This window comes from Streptomyces sp. NPDC050704 (assembly GCF_040654355.1).
GTDB lineage: Bacteria > Actinomycetota > Actinomycetes > Streptomycetales > Streptomycetaceae > Streptomyces.
The window spans coordinates 1-16,451 of sequence record NZ_JBFAHW010000170.1 but is presented as its reverse complement, the minus strand read 5'-3'; the positions used below and the strand labels follow the sequence as shown (position 1 = coordinate 16,451).

Sequence of the window (16,451 nt, the reverse complement as noted above, 5' to 3'; positions counted from 1 at the left end):
CGTTGACCGGGCCCTCGATCCCCGCCCGCAGCAGCGGGAGCACGGACGCGGAGCCGTCGAGCAGGCCCTCCGCGGCGAGATGCCCGCGCATGCCGGCGCGGTCGGCCGTCGTGTAGTCGAAGATCGTGTCGTCGACGTCCCACACCACGGCTTTGATCGTCATGGTCCGACGGTAGCGCCGGGCCGTCCGCCGTGTCTGTCAGTTGACGGTCGTCGTGCCGGTGAGCGTCAGGTCGGGGCCCTGGGTGTCGCGGGCCTCGGCGGTGGGTTTCCAGGTGTAGGTGCCGCCGGGCACGCGGGTGCCGTTGTCCGCCCTGGCGTCCCAGGACGGGCGGACGGCGGCGGCCGTGGAGGCTCCCGTGAGCGTGCGGACCGTGATGCCTGAGCTGTTGCTCAGGGTCAGGGTCCGGTTCGACGGCTTACTGAGCCGCCACACGGGCTACCAGGGGTTCGCGATGGTCGGGACCGGCTGGGGGTCCGTCTGCGCCTCGGTCACCGCGAGCGGCGAGGTGGGCACGCCCGCGGTGACCAGCGCCACCTTGCCCTCGCCGGTGAGGTACGCGATGTTGCCGCCGAAGCGGTCGACGGTCCAGCGGCCGCTGTTGCCGCCCGTGTTCTGGTCGGCCGTGGGCAGTACGGCCACGGTCCGGGTGGTCGGCGTACCGGTGTGGAAGTCCGTGAGCTGCAGTTCGTGCGTGGTGCGGTTCTCGCGGAGCAGGTAGCCGTCGGCGAGGCGGACCGGGCCTGCCGGGACGGTGATGTTTCGGCCGGTCGCCCGGTCGTGGACACCGGCGGGTCCCGCGCTGCCGCAGGTCCAGTACAGCCAGGTGTTGACGGCCTGGAGCTCGCTGGGCGCGCAGGGGGCGCCGGTGTTCACGGTGGAGACGTTCCGCTTGGCCTTGAGGTCGTACGCGACCACGCTGCCCTGGGTGCCTCCCGGGGTCCACAGGCGCTGGCCCCAGATCGCCGCGGCGGTGCGGGTGCGGCTCAGCGCGGTCTCGCTGTCGGTGCCGCGCGGGGAGTCGGTGACCTTCTGCACACCGGCGGAGCCGCCGTTGTAGAGCACGTAGCGGCCGCTGCCGGTGCCGAGACGGCCGCCGGAGTCGCCGGTCGGTTCGGTGCTGTAGGTGACGGTGTCGAGCCCTGCGACGTGCACGTTCTCGCCGTCCGTGCCGGTGGACAGGAAGGCGAAGCGGCCGTCGCCGAGGGCCTCAAGCTGGGGGCAGGCGGCGTCGCCGCCGAGACACGGCGAGGTGGCGAGGTACGGGCTGCGGCGGACCTGGGGGCCGGTGGGCTTCCCCGCGGCGTCCAGCGGAACGACGTACGCGGCGGCGTTGCCGTTCGCCTCGCCGAACATCAGCAGTTCGCCGCCCGCGAGCATCAGGCCGTCCACCTTGGCGCGGGAGGGCGGGACGGTGAACACCGGCTCGACCGAGAAGTCGTCGCCCTCGGCGGGCAGGACGCGGTACACGTGCCGGTCGCCGCTCGACTTCCCGGCGGTGGTGAGCAGGCCGCCGTCCGGGGTCGCGAGGTGGGCGCCGTTGGCGTAGTCGAGGATGGCGCGCCTGGTGCCGAGGGAGACGGCGGTGAGTGCCAGGTCGGCGTCCCCGGAGCTGAACTCCGGCCTGCCGCTGAGGATGTGGTCGCCCACGACCGCGAGCGGGTTGACGGGGAAGCTGACCGCGGCGGGTTCGGTGCCGGGCGCCGAGTCCACCCGGACCGACTTCCTGTTCACCACGAGCCAGCGGTCGTTGAAGGTGAGGGACGGTCCGGTGCCGACGTTCGTGGCGTACGTGCGGAAGGTGCCGTCCGCGAGGTCGACGAGACCCGTCGAGGCGGTGCCGTCCAGGGTGTAGGTGACGGCCAGGCGGCGGACCGAGCCACCGGTCACGTACGTGCCGGTGGGCTGCGCGCCGGGCGGCAGGCCGGTGACCGGAAGGTCGGTGGTGGCGCCGTCGGCGGCGGCACGCAGCACGTGCAGGGCACCGTCGGCGTCCTGGCTGAGCACGCTCCAGCCGGACATGGCCCGGTACGTCTGCCCCTGCGGGATCGTGACCGTCGCGGTCACGCCCGTGGAGCGGTCCGGTGGCGCTGCCGCGGGAAGGTGCAGGTCAGGTTGGACGGAGCGGAGGCTGCACGGCCGGTGCATGCCGTAACGTGGTGGGCCCAACGAGTGAAGGACCGAGCTACTCGCGATGACCGACTACCGCGTCCAGTTCACCGTCGAGGCCCAGGCGGCGTACGACGCCCTGCCCGGAGAGCGCCGGACCCAGTTGGACAGGGCGGTGCGCGTACTGGCACGTGACCCGTTCCGCAAGAACTCGACCGCCCAGCTGGGCCCGGACGAGCATCTGCGCAAGGCGTACGTGGCCCCCGGCATGATGCTGGAGTACATGGTGGCCGGAGCGATCATGGTCGTCGTCGTGCTGGAAATCTTCGACGAGAGCCACTACCTGGTCGACGAGAACGACGCCGTCTGAACCCATGTCAGAGGGGCGGCTCCCGAACCGGGAGCCGCCCCTTTCGCGCGTGGTGCCTACGCGGTCAGCTTCGCCAGCGCCGCGTCGATGCGGGTCAGCGTCTTCTCCCTGCCCAGGATCTCCAGGGATTCGAAGAGGGGCAGGCCGATCGTGCGGCCGGTGACGGCGACGCGGACCGGGGCCTGGGCCTTGCCGAGTTTGAGGCCGTGGGTCTCGCCGGCGGCCAGGACGGCCTCCTTCAGGGACTCGGCCGAGGTCCAGTCGGCCGCGTCCAGCTTCTCGCGGGCCGTACGGAGGAGGGCGTCCGAGCCCTCCTTCATGGCCTTCGTCCAGGACGCCTCGTCGAAGGCCGGCTCCGGGAGGAACAGGAAGTCGACGTTGTCCGTGATCTCGGAGAGGACCTTGAGGCGGGTCTGGGCGTGCGGGGCGATCGCCTGCCACTTCGACTCGTCGAAGTCCTCGGGTGCCCAGGGGGCGAAGGGTGCCTTCAGCCAGGGGGCGCAGCGCTCGGCGAAGTCCTTCGGGTCGAGCAGGCGGATGTGGTCGCCGTTGATCGCTTCGCACTTCTTGAGGTCGAAGCGGGCCGGGTTGGGGTTCACGTCCGTCACGTCGAAGGCCGCGACCATCTCGTCCATCGTGAAGATGTCCTGGTCGGCGGAGAGCGACCAGCCGAGCAGGGAGAGGTAGTTGAGCAGGCCCTCGGGGAGGAAACCGCGCTCCCGGTAGAGGTTCAGCGAGGCCTGCGGGTCGCGCTTGGAGAGCTTCTTGTTGCCCTCGCCCATCACGTACGGGAGGTGGCCGAAGGCCGGGGTCTCCTTGGCGATGCCCAGCTCGGTCAGCGCCTTGTAGAGGGCGATCTGGCGGGGGGTGGAGGAGAGCAGGTCCTCGCCGCGCAGGACGTGGGTGATCTCCATCAGGGCGTCGTCGATGGGGTTGACCAGCGTGTACAGGGGCGCGCCGTTGGCCCGTACGATCCCGAAGTCCGGCACGTTCTCCGGGAGGTAGGTGATCTCGCCGCGGACCAGGTCCGTGAAGGTGATCGCCTCGTCGGGCATGCGGAAGCGCACGATGGGCTCGCGGTCCTCCGTCTTGTAGGCCGCGATCTGCTCGTCGGTCAGCGCACGGCAGTGGCCGTCGTAGCCGGACGGCTTGCCGGCGGCGCGGGCGGCGTCGCGGCGGGTGTCCAGCTCCTCGGTGGAGCAGTAGCAGTAGTACGCGTGGCCGGCGTCCAGGAGCTTCTTGGCGATGTCCTTGTAGAGGTCCATGCGCTGCGACTGGCGGTACGGCGCGTGCGGGCCGCCGACCTCGGGGCCCTCGTCCCAGTCGAAGCCCAGCCAGCGCATCGAGTCGAGCAGCTGGCCGTACGACTCCTCGGAGTCGCGGGCCGCGTCGGTGTCCTCGATGCGGAAGACCAGCGTGCCTTCGTTGTGCCGGGCGAACGCCCAGTTGAACAGGGCGGTACGGACCAGGCCCACGTGGGGGTTGCCGGTCGGGGACGGACAGAAACGTACGCGGACGTTCGCGTTAGCCACGCTTGATCACCTTGTTGGTGAGAGTGCCGATGCCTTCGATGGAGACGGCGACCTCGTCGCCGACGTTCAGCGGGCCGACCCCTGCCGGGGTGCCCGTGAGGATGACGTCGCCGGGGAGCAGCGTCATGGCCTCGGTGATGTTCACGATCAGATCCTCGATGGAGTGGATCATCTCGCTCGTACGGCCCAGTTGTCGCTGCCGGCCGTTGACCGTGCACTGGATCGTGAGGTCGTTCGGGTCGAGGTCCGTCTCCACCCAGGGGCCGAGCGGGCAGGAGTTGTCGAAGCCCTTCGCCCTGGCCCACTGCTTCTCGCGCTTCTGGACGTCGCGCGCTGTGACGTCGTTGGCGCAGGTGTAGCCGAGGATGACGTCCTTGACGCGCTCGCGCGGGACCTCGCGGCACATGCGGCCGATGACCACGGCCAGCTCGGCCTCGTGGTGCAGCTCGTTCGAGAAGGAGGGGTACGCGATGTCGTCGCCGGGGCCGATCACCGAGGTGGACGGCTTGAAGAAGGCGAACGGGGTGTCGGGCACCTCGTTGCCCAGCTCCTTGGCGTGCTCCGCGTAGTTGCGGCCGAAGGCCACCACCTTGTTGGGGAGCACGGGCGGCAGCAGCCGGACCTTGCTCACCGGCACCTTCGTGCCGGAGAGCTCGAAGTCCGAGAACGGAATGCCCTTGATGATGTCGAGGACGAGCCCGTCCGTCGATCCAGGAGGGCTCTCGCCCTCGACCGCGCCGAACGCGACGTTGCCGTCGATGGAGAACCTGGCGATGCGCACGGGATGCCTGCGCCCCTCACTGAACTGGCCGGAGTCTGACGCTCCAGGCTAACGCGGCAGAGAGGGGCGGCCTCGCGCAATTGCGCGGGGAGGGGCCCGCGGGAGGCCTACTCCGGAACCGCGGCTGCTACCGGGACGTCCATCAGGATCGTGCGCCGAGGGTTGGCGGTCTGCTCGGGAAGCGCGGTGAACTCGGCGGGCTGCTCCTGCCGCTCCGGCGTCCGCAGTTCCTCGGCGTCCTCCAGGTGCGCCAGCGTCGTGCGTCGCGGGTTGGCTATGTTGTGGAACATCATCGTCGTCATCTGCGGTTCTGCACCCTGTCGGTCGGGCGCCGGGCGGGGTTCGGGGACCCTCGCGCGGGCGCGGCTTGTCGGATTTGCCATCCCTGTAAAGCGTCAGGCTAAACGTGCAATTCCCGGGGCAAGTCGTGAAGACTCCATGATCGGTGTGTGAGTTTCCTCACGAACCACCGGCCAAATGGGTTAATTCAGGCCTCGGCCTCACCCTGACGAAACAGACATAGCTCCACTGAAGCCATCATTCCGCTGCTGATCATCGCGACTGGGACACCGCTTACCCTGGGGCGACTCGTACACATGCGTCCGGTATGGACGAGATCACTTTCTACGTCTTGTGACGCGGCCCTCACAAAGTGTCACGGTGGTCACAGCATGACCCATGGGCCTTGTTGGAGATCCGGCACTGTGCTGGAATTCCACGGACCGCCGCGGGATCGAACCGGCGCGCAGGGGGCGCAACGCAGCGCCGAGTGGCGGCGGGAAGGGGGAACCTGCGCCGGTCACTCACGACCACCATGGGAGCGCGTTTCAGGGCGCTCCCAAGACGCCGACACCGTCTCGCCGTTCACGCGGAGAGGCGCCTGGTCCAGAGGTTGCGACGCTAGTGCAGGGACGTTTCAAGAGGGATGGCAGCGCTTCGGCGGAGCCGGAGCCGCACGGCGGGACTGGCCCCAGGGCAGTCAGCTCCTCGCCCCAGCACGCCCAGAACCCGGGACCGGCGCAGGCCGGCGACAAAGGTGAGCGCTCCTCGCGCCCCGGCGCGCCCAAGGGCGGTCAAGGCGCGGTGAACGGTGCTCCCGGCACCCCGCCCGCCGCACCGCCGAAGGCGAAGGCCAAGGGCTCCACAGGACCCGGCTCGCGAATAGCCCTGCGTAACTGGCGCATCTCCACGCGTCTGGTCTCGCTGCTCGCGCTGCCCGTGGTCGCCGCGACCTCGCTGGGCGCCCTGCGCATCAGCGACACCATGGACGAGATCCAGCAGCTCGAGAACATGAAGCTGCTGACCGACATGACCAAGCAGGCGACCGAACTCGCCGCCGCGCTCCAGGACGAGCGCGACAAGTCGGCCGGTCCGCTCGCCCACGGCGCGAAGGCGACCGACTACACGGTCAAGGGCGCCCGGGACAAGACGGACCGCGCCCGTGCCGCCTTCGCGGAAGGCACCCACGAGTTCGACAACACGAGCAACAACGAGAACCTCGACGGTGTCCGTGACAACGTCGTGGCCATCGCCACCCAGCTGAACACCCTCAGCGGCATCCGCAACGACGCCTACCAGGACGGCCAGAACTCCGCCCAGACGATCGAGGCGTACCACCGGCTCATCGAGCAGCTGCTGGGCCTCTCCCAGGACATGGCGGAGGCGACCAGCAACCCGGAGATGATCCAGCGCACGCGCTCCCTGGCCGCCTTCTCCTCCGCCAAGGAGTACGCGTCCATCCAGCGCGCCGTGATCGCCGCGGCCCTGCCGGCCACCGACGCCACGTTCGGCGAGCTCTCCGAGAACGACCGGCGGTACGGGCTCTCGGCCCTCGCCAACCAGAAGGCCGAACTCACCAGCTTCGCCAGCATCTACGAGGGCAACTCGGCCAAGCTCACCAAGCCGATCGACGACGCGAGCCCGACCATCAAGGCGGCCGACAACTACGCGGACCGCGTGCTCAAGCGCCAGAACGGTCTGCAGCTGCGCGACAAGCGCTCGTACCTGGACTGGGTGGACGCCGACTCCGCCAAGATCCAGGAGATGTCGAGGATCGAGCTCACGCTGCTCAACGAGATGGAGCAGAAGGCCCGCGAGCTGCGTAACGAGGCCGAGCAGGAAGCGATCATCTCCGGTGCGCTGATCCTGCTGGTGCTCGGTGTCTCGCTGGTCGGCGCCTTCGTGGTGGCCCGCTCCATGATCCGCTCGCTGCGCCGCCTCCAGGACACCGCGACCAAGGTCGCCCAGGACCGGCTGCCCGAGCTGGTCAAGCAGCTGTCCGAGTCCGACCCGCAGGACGTCGACACGTCCGTCGAGTCGGTCGGTGTGCACTCCAAGGACGAGATCGGCCAGGTGGCCGCGGCCTTCGACGACGTGCACCGCGAGGCCGTCCGACTGGCCGCCGAGCAGGCGCTGCTGCGAGGCAACGTCAACGCGATGTTCACCAACCTCTCGCGCCGCTCCCAGGGCCTCATCCAGCGCCAGCTGTCGCTCATCTCCGAGCTGGAGTCCCGCGAGGCCGACCCGGACCAGCTGTCCTCGCTGTTCAAGCTCGACCACCTCGCGACCCGCATGCGCCGTAACGGTGAGAACCTCCTGGTGCTCGCCGGTGAAGAGCCCGGCCGCCGCTGGACCCGCCCGGTGCCGCTCGTCGACGTCCTTCGTGCCGCCGCCTCCGAGGTGGAGCAGTACGAGCGCATCGAGCTGTCCTCGGTCCCGACGACCGAGGTCGCGGGACGGGTCGTCAACGACCTCGTGCACCTGCTCGCCGAGCTGCTGGAGAACGCCACCTCGTTCTCCTCCCCGCAGACCAAGGTCAAGGTCACCGGTCACGCGCTGCCCGACGGCCGCGTACTGATCGAGATCCACGACACCGGCATCGGCCTCTCGCCCGAGGACCTCGCGGCGATCAACGAGCGGCTCGCCTCGCCGCCCACCGTGGACGTCTCGGTCTCCCGCCGCATGGGCCTGTTCGTGGTCGGCCGGCTGTCGCAGCGGCACGGCATCCGCATCCAGCTCCGCCCGTCCGACTCCGGTGGTACGACCGCGCTGGTCATGCTGCCCGTCGATGTCGCCCAGGGCGGCAAGAAGGTTCCGGGCAAGCAGGGCCAGGGCGCTCCCGCCGCCGGTGGCCCGGCCGCCGCGCAGGCCGCGGCCGGCGTCGCCGCCGCCCGTCGTGGCGGCGCCGGGGGTGGTCCCGCCCTCGGCGCGGGTGCTCCCGCCGGTGGTGGCGGACGGCTCAACGCCGGGCCGCAGCGCGGTCAGGTCGGTGCCGGCACCGGGCCCCGGGCGGCACTGCCCAGGCCGGACGCGGGCGGTCGCCCGACCGGCCCGGGCGGCGGAGCGCGCGGTCCCCAGTCCTCGGGGCCTCCGCAGCCCCCGCAGGGCAGGCCGACTCCGGCCGGTGCCGCGCCGGGCGCCCCGCAGGGCCTCCAAGCCGCCGGTACCGGTGCGCCGCAGGGCTTCGACTTCACCGACAACGGCCGGCCGGACGCCTTCGGCGGCGGTCGCCAGGACACCATGGGCGGCGGCAACCGCGGTTCTGTGTCCTCGCCGCCTCCGCAGCCTCAGCAGCGCCCGAACGGCAACGCCGAGCAGGGCCGTCGCCCGCAGCAGCCCCAGCAGCCGCAACTGCCGCCGCGCGGTGGTCCGCGCGCGGAGCTGCCCGGCGGCAACCCGCAGCCGCGGGTGCCCAGCTGGAGCGACGACAACGCGCAGCCGCCGGTGCCGCGTTCCTCGCTGGACACCCCGCGTGGCCACGAGGAGCCGGACGCCACCTCGCAGATGCCGCGGATCGACGACCATCAGGGTCCCGGCTCCACGGGCGAGTTCCCGCGGCCGGACTTCGACAGCCAGCGTCCCGGCGCGGGAACGCAGCAGGGCAGCGGTCAGTTCGTCCGTCCGGACGTTTTCGGTCCGCCGAATCCTTCCGCCAACGGGCAGAACGGCTCCGCCGCCGGGCAGAGCCCGTCCTCCACCGGCCAGTTCGCGATGCCGGGCTACGAGGGCGGTTCCACCGGCCAGTACCCGGCGCCGGGACCGGACGCCGAGCAGGGCACCGGCCAGTTCGAGCGGCCCGGGACCAACGGCACCCGGCCCCCGCAGCGCCCCCAGCGTCCGCAGCCGCAGTCGCGTCGGCGTCCCGCGCTCCCCCCGGAGCCCGAGTCGCTGCCGCCGGCCGGTCCCGGCGACGGACGTACCCCGCTGTACGACACCCTGGAGACCAACTGGTTCAACCAGCCCCAGGGCGACAACGGCACGCAGGGCGAGCCGGCTCCGCAGCAGCCCGTACAGGCTCCCGCGGCTCCGCAGCGCCCGGCGCCCGCCACCGCACCGTCCGCCTCCTCTTCCTGGCGGACCACTCCCAATGACGAACTCGGCCGGCAGGCCGAGCGGGTACGCCAGCCCACCGCGGGTGGCGTCACCGTCTCGGGTCTGCCGCGCCGGGTGCCCCGCGCGAACCTCGTCGCGGGGACGGCTCAGCAGCAACAGCACCAAAGCGGTCCGCAGGTCTCCCGTGCGCCTGATGACGTACGCGGCCGGCTGACCAATCTTCGTAGGGGCATTCAGCAGGGCCGCCAGGCCGGAACCGGCCAGACCGGCAGCTTCCCCAGCCCCACTCACCAGCAGGAGCGTTAGTTGAGCCAGATGAGCCAAGCGGCACAGAACCTCAACTGGTTGATCACCAACTTCGTTGACAACACCCCCGGGGTGTCCCACACCGTCGTCGTCTCCGCCGACGGACTCCTTCTGGCAATGTCCGAAGGCTTCCCACGCGACCGCGCGGACCAACTCGCGGCCGTGGCCTCCGGACTGACCTCACTCACGGCCGGCGCCTCCCGGATCTTCGAGGGCGGCACAGTGGCCCAGACAGTCGTCGAGATGGAACGCGGCTTCCTCTTCCTGATGTCCGTCTCGGACGGTTCGTCCCTCGCGGTGCTCTCGCACCCGGACTGCGACATCGGCCTCGTCGGATACGAGATGGCTCTGCTCGTCGACCGTGCGGGCGCAGTGCTCACACCGGATCTGCGTGCCGAGCTCCAGGGCAGCCTGCTCCACTAGCAAGGGTTTTTCACCGTACGAACAAACCGTCCGGCCGCCCTCCCCCCACCGGCCCGTCAGACGGCACGACTGACCGACCTGCTGTCCGCCCGGAGGACCCACATGACCCCGCCCACCGCCTCTCACGATCCGTACGCCCAGCCGTACGAGGACGAGGGCGACCAGCCGCTGGTACGTCCGTACGCGATGACCGGCGGCCGGACCAGGCCGCGGTACCAACTTGCCATCGAGGCACTGATCAGCACAGCGGCCGACCCTTCGGAGCTGATGGGGCTGCTCCCCGAGCACCAGCGGATCTGTCACCTCTGCCGTGAAGTGAAGTCGGTGGCCGAGGTATCGGCCCTTCTGTCCATGCCGCTGGGTGTGGCACGGATTCTCGTCGCGGACCTCGCAGAGGCCGGACTCGTCGCGATCCACCAGCCGGGTGGCGACGAGAACAACGGCGGCGCCCCGGACGTGACGCTGCTCGAAAGGGTGCTCAGTGGACTTCGCAAGCTCTGACGGAGGGCGGGCGACCACCTCCGCGAAGATCGTGGTGGCGGGTGGCTTCGGCGTCGGCAAGACCACGTTCGTGGGTGCCGTCTCGGAGATCAACCCGCTGCGTACCGAGGCCGTCATGACGTCCGCGTCCGCGGGCATCGACGACCTCACCCACACCGGGGACAAGACCACCACGACGGTGGCCATGGACTTCGGCCGTATCACCCTGGACCAGGACCTGATCCTGTACCTCTTCGGTACGCCGGGTCAGGACCGCTTCTGGTTCATGTGGGACGACCTGGTACGCGGCGCCATCGGCGCTGTCGTGCTGGTCGACACCCGCCGTCTCGCCGACTGCTTCCCGGCGGTCGACTACTTCGAGAACAGCGGCCTGCCGTTCGTCATCGCCCTCAACGGCTTCGACGGGCACCAGCCGTACTCGCCCGAAGAGGTACGCGAGGCCCTGCAGATCGGTCCGGACGCTCCCATCATCACCACCGACGCCCGCCACCGCGCGGATGCCAAGAGCGCGCTGATCACCCTGGTCGAGCACGCCCTGATGGCACGTCTGCGCTAGGGCCTGTCCGGAGGACCATGGGCTGTCACGTAAGTCGGCAAGGCCATACGGCAGTTGTCGTAGACGCACTGGAGCCGGCTGTGTCGTTTGACACGGTCGGCCCGGATGTTCATAACGTTTCGACAGAGATATCGAGTGGTATGGACACGCGTCGCGGTCGTCTGGTGTCGCTGTGCTCACAAAAGCCCCGCCTTTTGGCGGGGCTCGCTCTTTATGACCGTTTTATCTGGGGCTTACCTCACTTGGAATCTTCGGTTCCGAGTGTTTGGAAGAGCCCACCCTGACGTGCTGGAATGCCAGAACTGCCCAGTAGTAAGGGCCGGAAGACACACGCGGCACGACAGAAGGTGCCGAGCCGAGAGGTTGTTGGTCGAGTGAGGCGAAGCAAGAACGGTCCCGAGCCGTCGGCACGGGGCAACTTCACCCCGCCGCCGCGCGGAGCGGCACCCGCACACATGCCCGGCTCGGAGCCGACGGCCCCACCCGCGCCGAGCGGCGGCCGTCTGTCTCCGCGCAACTGGCGCGTGCCCACCAGGCTGAACGCGATCCTGCTCATACCCGTGGTGGTCGGCCTCGTCATGGGCGGCTTCCAGGTGAAGAGCTCGATCGACACCTGGCAGGAGGCGCAGGACGCGGAGAAGGTCGCCAAGATCGTCGACTCCGCCGGGCAGTACGCCGAGGCACTCCTCAACGAGCGAGACGTCTCCGCCGAGCCACTCCTCAAGGGCGACCGGAACAACGCGACGGTCAAACAGGCCCGCGCCTTCACCGACCAGAAGCAGGACGCCTTCCACGAGGAAGTCGTCGGCATGCCGGCCGGCCAGGGCCTGGAGCGCCGGCTGAAGCTGGTGGAGGACGCCGAGCCGACGCTCGCCCAGTTGCGCAAGACCGCCTACACCGCCGCGATGAACCCGACGAAGACCGAAGAGGGCTACGTCACCGTCGAGCACCTCCTGGCGGAGTTCTCGAACGAGCTGGGCCTCGGCACCGGCAACATCACGAGCTACGGCCGCACCGTGTACGCCGTCACGCTGGCCAAGGGCGCCGCGTCCCTGCAGCGCTCGATCGGCATGCACCTCCTGGTGAAGCCCAGCTCGGACGAGCGGGTCAAGGGGCAGCAGGTCACCGCGTTCACCTCGTACGCGTACCTGGAGAACATCGCCGTCCAGGAGTACGTCTCCGGTGGCACGGAGGCGGACGCCGCGCGACTCAACCAGGCGATGGCGGAGAAGACCGCCGAGGGCAAGAAGCTGGCCGCCGAAGCGAAGACCAAGACCGAGGCGGCCGGCGGGACCTACAAGGCCCCGCCCGAGATGACCGACATGATCCGGGCCATCGGCAGCGGCACCTCGCCCGACAACCTCGCTGAGCAGGGCATCACGCCCGACACCTGGATGGCGGCCTCCACCCTCAAGTTCGACGGCTACGGCGAGGTCGAGGACGAGCTCATCAACCGGGCGGTCGACGAGGCGGGCCAGATCGCCACCGACGCCCAGCGCGACGCCTACCTCAACGGCGCCATCGTCATCGTCGCCCTGCTCGCCGCGTTCATCATCGCCAGTCTCATGGCACGCCAGATGAGCCGCTCGATGCGCCAGCTGCGCAACGCGGCCTTCGGTGTCGCCGAGCAGCGGCTGCCGATGCTGGTCGACCAGCTCTCGCGCACCGACCCGGGCCGCGTCGACACACGTGTCACTCCCATCCCGATCAACACGACGGACGAGATCGGCGAGGTCGCCCGCGCCTTCGACCAGGTGCACCGCGAGGCCGTACGACTCGCCGCCGAGCAGGCGCTGCTCCGGGGCAACATCAACGCGATCTTCACCAACCTGTCGCGCCGCAACCAGTCGCTGATCGAGGGCCAGCTGACCCTGATCACCGACCTGGAGAACAACGAGGCCGACCCGGACCAGCTGGAGAACCTCTTCCGCCTGGACCACCTGGCGACCCGTATGCGCCGCAACGGCGAGAACCTCCTGGTCCTCGCGGGCGAGGAGCCGGGCCGCCGCTGGGACCAGCCGGTCCCGCTGGTCGACGTGCTGCGCGCCGCCTCCTCCGAGGTGGAGCAGTACGAGCGCATCGAGCTCTCCGGCGTCCCGGAGGCCGAGATCCACGGCCGTGCCGTGACCGACCTCGTGCACCTGCTCGCCGAGCTCCTGGAGAACGCCACCACGTTCTCCTCCCCGCAGACCAAGGTCCGCGTCACCGCGACCCGGCTGCCGGACGGCCGCATCATGGTCGAGATCCACGACAAGGGCATCGGCCTCACCGCCGAGGACTTCGCGGACATCAACCACAAGCTGGCCAACCCGCCGACCGTGGACGCCGCGATCTCGCAGCGCATGGGCCTCTTCGTGGTCGGCCGGCTTTCCGACCGGCACGGCATCCGCGTCCAGCTCCGCCCCTCGGGCGAGCAGGCCGGTACGACCTCGCTGGTCATGCTGCCCGACGCGATCACCCACGGTGGCGGCGGCGAGCACCAGATGCAGCGCGACGACTTCACGGTCTCGCAGATCATCCCGGAGCAGCAGCAGGCCTTCCAGGCCGAGGAGTTCCAGGGCCAGCAGCCGATGCGTACGGCCGCCGAGCTGGGCTTCGACGACAGCCGCTACACCGAGGTCCCGGACGACATACGCGAGCTGGACCCGGTGGGCCGCTCGCTGATGCGCGAGGAGCGCCGTGCGGCCCTGGAGGCCCAGGCGCAGGTCGGTCCGGAGGGCGAGGCCCCGTCCTACGAGGAGTTCGCCCCGCAGCCCGGTTACGACAACAACGGGCAGCCGGCCTATGACAACGGCCAGGCCGCGTACGACGGCGCACCGGCGGCGTACCCGGAGCTGCCAACATACGACCAGCAGACGCCGTACGCGGAGCAGCAGCAGACGTCGTACGAGGAGACGTACTTCCCGCCGAACACGGGCTACCCGGAACCCTCCTATACGGAGCCGGTCCAGGAGGAGCACCAGTCGGCCCACGGCTCGCCGCGGGACACGTTCTCGGCCTTCGAAGAGCAGTCCCACCAGGACGACTGGCCGCAGCAGGAGGCGTACCGGAACGACTACCGGTCCGAGTACGCTCCGGAAGCGGAAGCCGCGCAGGCCGCTGACGTGGCCGAGCAGGACCGCGTAGGCTTCGAGCGTCCGGGACCGGCCACCTCCGCCGCCCACGCGCTCACCGACGCCGGGCTTCCGCGCCGCGGATCCACCGACGCCGGGCTCCCCCGCCGCGGATCCACCGCGAGCGGGACCGGGACCGGCCGGCCGCCCGCGGGCCGGGACGCGTCGGCACCACCGGCACCGGCACCGGCGGACAACAACAGCACCAATGGAAGCAACGGCAGTGGCGGCAACGGCTCCGGCACCGGCGACTGGCGGTCGTCCAACGACCAGATGTGGCAGCGTGCCGAGCAGCTGAAGAAGCCCAAGGCGGGCGGAGTCACCTCCTCCGGTCTGCCGCGGCGGGTGCCCAAGGCCAACCTGGTCGAGGGCACCGCGGAATCGACCCCCCAGGGCGGCCCTCAGGTCTCCCGCGCTCCCGAGGACATCCGGGGCAGGCTGAGCAACCTGCGCCGGGGCGTCCAGCAGGGACGTAACGCAGGAAGTGACACGAACGGCCAGGGTTTCGGCCCTGACAGCACCTACAACCAGGAGCGTTAGTGTGAGCCCGATGAGCCAGGCGGCACAGAACCTGAACTGGTTGATCACCAACTTCGTGGACAACACCCCCGGGGTGTCTCACACGGTGGTGGTCTCCGCCGACGGACTCCTTCTGGCGATGTCCGAAGGGTTCCCGCGCGACCGTGCCGACCAGCTGGCGGCCGTCGCGTCGGGCCTTACCTCGCTGACCGCGGGCGCGTCCCGGATCTTCGAGGGCGGGAGCGTGAACCAGACAGTTGTGGAGATGGAGCGGGGATTCCTCTTCATCATGTCCATTTCCGATGGTTCCTCCCTCGCGGTACTTGCACATCCGGAGGCGGACATCGGTCTCATCGGGTACGAGATGGCCCTTCTGGTGGACCGAGCCGGTACGGTCCTGACGCCGGATCTGCGTGCGGAGCTCCAGGGGAGCCTTCTCAACTAGCAGACAAGCGATGCGTTTTGGCGTCCCGTGGCCGTAAGGTTTCGGGACGCGGCTCCACAGTGATGGGCCCGGCACAGTCGGAGGAGGAGAAAGTGGCAACACCCCCAGGCGGTTCGTCTTCGGGCAACTGGTCCTATGGCTCCGGCCAGGGCCAGGGCGGCAACGACTCGCCTAACCGGTACAACTTCCCCTCCGCACCGACCCCGCGGCGGCAGCAGCCGTACGCGCCCCAGGGCCCGCAGGGTCCCGGTCCCTCGCCGTACGACCAGCCGCCGGCGCCGCGCATCCAGCCCGTGCAGCCGCATCGGCGCTCCCCTGAGCCTTCCCCCGCGGGAGGCGCCAGCAACCCCCTGGTGCGCCCTTATGCCATGACGGGCGGCCGGACCAGGCCTCGGTACCAGCTCGCCATCGAGGCGCTCGTGCACACCACCGCGCAGCCGCATCAGATGCAGGGCCAGTTGCCCGAGCATCAGCGGATCTGCAACCTCTGCCGGGAGATCAAGTCGGTGGCCGAAATCTCGGCCCTGCTGACGATCCCTCTCGGTGTGGCCAGAATCCTCGTCGCCGACTTGGCGGAGGCGGGCCTGGTCGCCATCCATCAGCCCGGCGGCGACGAGAACGCCGGCGGTCAGCCAGACGTGACTTTGCTCGAAAGGGTGCTCAGTGGACTTCGCAAGCTCTAGCGGAGGGCCTTCCCGCTCCACCACGTCCGCGAAGATCGTGGTGGCGGGCGGCTTCGGCGTGGGCAAGACCACGTTCGTCGGGGCCGTCTCGGAGATCAACCCGCTGCGTACCGAGGCCGTCATGACGTCCGCGTCCGCGGGCATCGACGACCTGACGCACACCGGAGACAAGACGACGACCACCGTCGCCATGGACTTCGGCCGTATCACCCTGGACCAGGACCTGATCCTGTACCTCTTCGGTACGCCCGGCCAGGACCGCTTCTGGTTCATGTGGGACGACCTCGTGCGCGGCGCCATCGGCGCGATCGTGCTGGTCGACACCCGCCGCCTCGCCGACTGCTTCCCCGCGGTCGACTACTTCGAGAACAGCGGCCTGCCGTTCGTCATCGCCCTCAACGGCTTCGACGGCAACCAGCCGTACAACCCGGACGAGGTCCGCGAAGCCCTCCAGATCGGCCCGGACACCCCGATCATCACCACGGACGCCCGCCACCGCGCGGACGCGAAGAGCGCGCTCATCACGCTCGTCGAGCACGCCCTGATGGCGCGCCTGCGGTAAGCCCGCGGCGCTCAGCCGTACGAAGGGGGCCCTCTTTGGAAGAGGGCCCCCTTCGTTTGTGTGTTCAGCGCCGTTGAGCTTCGGTTGTCGGCAAGTGCGGGCCGGTGGGGGTTGTTCGCGCAGTTCCCCGCGCCCCTAAAGACGAAAGACAGGGGCGCAGCCCCGTCTTTCAGGGGCGCGGGGAACTGCGCGAGCAACCACAGCAGACCCGCAGCCTA

14 protein-coding genes are annotated in these 16,451 nt (G+C 69.8%); 9 read left to right on the top strand and 5 right to left on the bottom strand.

The window, feature by feature from the left end:
• Positions 1 to 199: 199 nt before the first annotated feature.
• On the bottom strand, positions 200 to 436 hold the full coding sequence (locus tag AB0I18_RS48045) for a FlgD immunoglobulin-like domain containing protein (protein WP_363112176.1): 237 nt from the start codon (positions 434 to 436) through the stop codon (positions 200 to 202).
• A gap of 3 nt (positions 437 to 439) precedes the next feature.
• Positions 440 to 2,068: a hypothetical protein gene (locus tag AB0I18_RS48040; protein ID WP_363112175.1), complete on the bottom strand. Its 1,629-nt coding sequence runs from the start codon at positions 2,066 to 2,068 to the stop codon at positions 440 to 442.
• 127 nt (positions 2,069 to 2,195) lie between these two features.
• Here AB0I18_RS48040 and AB0I18_RS48035 point away from each other — a divergent pair, with 127 nt between their 5' ends.
• Positions 2,196 to 2,480: a hypothetical protein gene (locus tag AB0I18_RS48035; protein ID WP_363112174.1), complete on the top strand. Its 285-nt coding sequence runs from the start codon at positions 2,196 to 2,198 to the stop codon at positions 2,478 to 2,480.
• Positions 2,481 to 2,536: 56 nt separating this feature from the next.
• Here AB0I18_RS48035 and gltX read toward each other — a convergent pair whose 3' ends face one another.
• From gltX to AB0I18_RS48020, 3 genes are all read right to left on the bottom strand, one after another.
• Positions 2,537 to 4,012 (bottom strand): glutamate--tRNA ligase, encoded by a 1,476-nt coding sequence (gene gltX, locus AB0I18_RS48030; protein WP_363112173.1) that lies wholly within the window; start codon positions 4,010 to 4,012, stop codon positions 2,537 to 2,539.
• Positions 4,005 to 4,793 carry a fumarylacetoacetate hydrolase family protein gene (locus tag AB0I18_RS48025; protein ID WP_363112172.1) on the bottom strand — a complete coding sequence of 263 codons (789 nt, stop codon included), beginning with the start codon at positions 4,791 to 4,793 and terminating at the stop codon, positions 4,005 to 4,007. The genes gltX and AB0I18_RS48025 overlap by 8 nt, the downstream gene beginning before the upstream one ends.
• A gap of 107 nt (positions 4,794 to 4,900) precedes the next feature.
• Positions 4,901 to 5,086, bottom strand: a complete 186-nt coding sequence (locus AB0I18_RS48020; RefSeq protein ID WP_363112177.1) for a hypothetical protein — start codon at positions 5,084 to 5,086, stop codon at positions 4,901 to 4,903.
• Between the two features lie 610 nt (positions 5,087 to 5,696).
• On the opposite strand from AB0I18_RS48020, the gene AB0I18_RS48015 reads away from it, so the two are divergent.
• The 8 genes from AB0I18_RS48015 to AB0I18_RS47980 all read left to right on the top strand — a co-directional run bounded on the left by AB0I18_RS48015 (position 5,697) and on the right by AB0I18_RS47980 (position 16,233).
• On the top strand, positions 5,697 to 9,431 hold the full coding sequence (locus tag AB0I18_RS48015; RefSeq protein WP_363112171.1) for a nitrate- and nitrite sensing domain-containing protein: 3,735 nt from the start codon (positions 5,697 to 5,699) through the stop codon (positions 9,429 to 9,431).
• Between the two features lie 9 nt (positions 9,432 to 9,440).
• Positions 9,441 to 9,854 (top strand): roadblock/LC7 domain-containing protein, encoded by a 414-nt coding sequence (locus tag AB0I18_RS48010; protein WP_044471908.1) that lies wholly within the window; start codon positions 9,441 to 9,443, stop codon positions 9,852 to 9,854.
• 102 nt (positions 9,855 to 9,956) lie between these two features.
• Positions 9,957 to 10,355, top strand: a complete 399-nt coding sequence (locus tag AB0I18_RS48005) for a DUF742 domain-containing protein (RefSeq protein ID WP_363112170.1) — start codon at positions 9,957 to 9,959, stop codon at positions 10,353 to 10,355.
• Positions 10,336 to 10,911 (top strand): ATP/GTP-binding protein, encoded by a 576-nt coding sequence (locus AB0I18_RS48000; protein ID WP_121406161.1) that lies wholly within the window; start codon positions 10,336 to 10,338, stop codon positions 10,909 to 10,911. Before AB0I18_RS48005 ends, AB0I18_RS48000 begins: the two co-directional genes overlap by 20 nt.
• A gap of 374 nt (positions 10,912 to 11,285) precedes the next feature.
• Positions 11,286 to 14,564 carry a nitrate- and nitrite sensing domain-containing protein gene (locus tag AB0I18_RS47995; RefSeq protein ID WP_363112169.1) on the top strand — a complete coding sequence of 1,093 codons (3,279 nt, stop codon included), beginning with the start codon at positions 11,286 to 11,288 and terminating at the stop codon, positions 14,562 to 14,564.
• A 10-nt stretch (positions 14,565 to 14,574) separates the two neighbouring features.
• Entirely contained in the window at positions 14,575 to 14,988 is a 414-nt protein-coding gene (locus AB0I18_RS47990; protein ID WP_004983065.1) for a roadblock/LC7 domain-containing protein, read from the top strand.
• Positions 14,989 to 15,080: 92 nt separating this feature from the next.
• On the top strand, positions 15,081 to 15,671 hold the full coding sequence (locus tag AB0I18_RS47985; RefSeq protein ID WP_363112168.1) for a DUF742 domain-containing protein: 591 nt from the start codon (positions 15,081 to 15,083) through the stop codon (positions 15,669 to 15,671).
• A complete protein-coding gene (locus AB0I18_RS47980) occupies positions 15,652 to 16,233 on the top strand; it encodes an ATP/GTP-binding protein (protein WP_026248371.1) in 582 nt (193 codons plus the stop codon). The genes AB0I18_RS47985 and AB0I18_RS47980 overlap by 20 nt, the downstream gene beginning before the upstream one ends.
• Positions 16,234 to 16,451 lie beyond the last annotated feature (218 nt).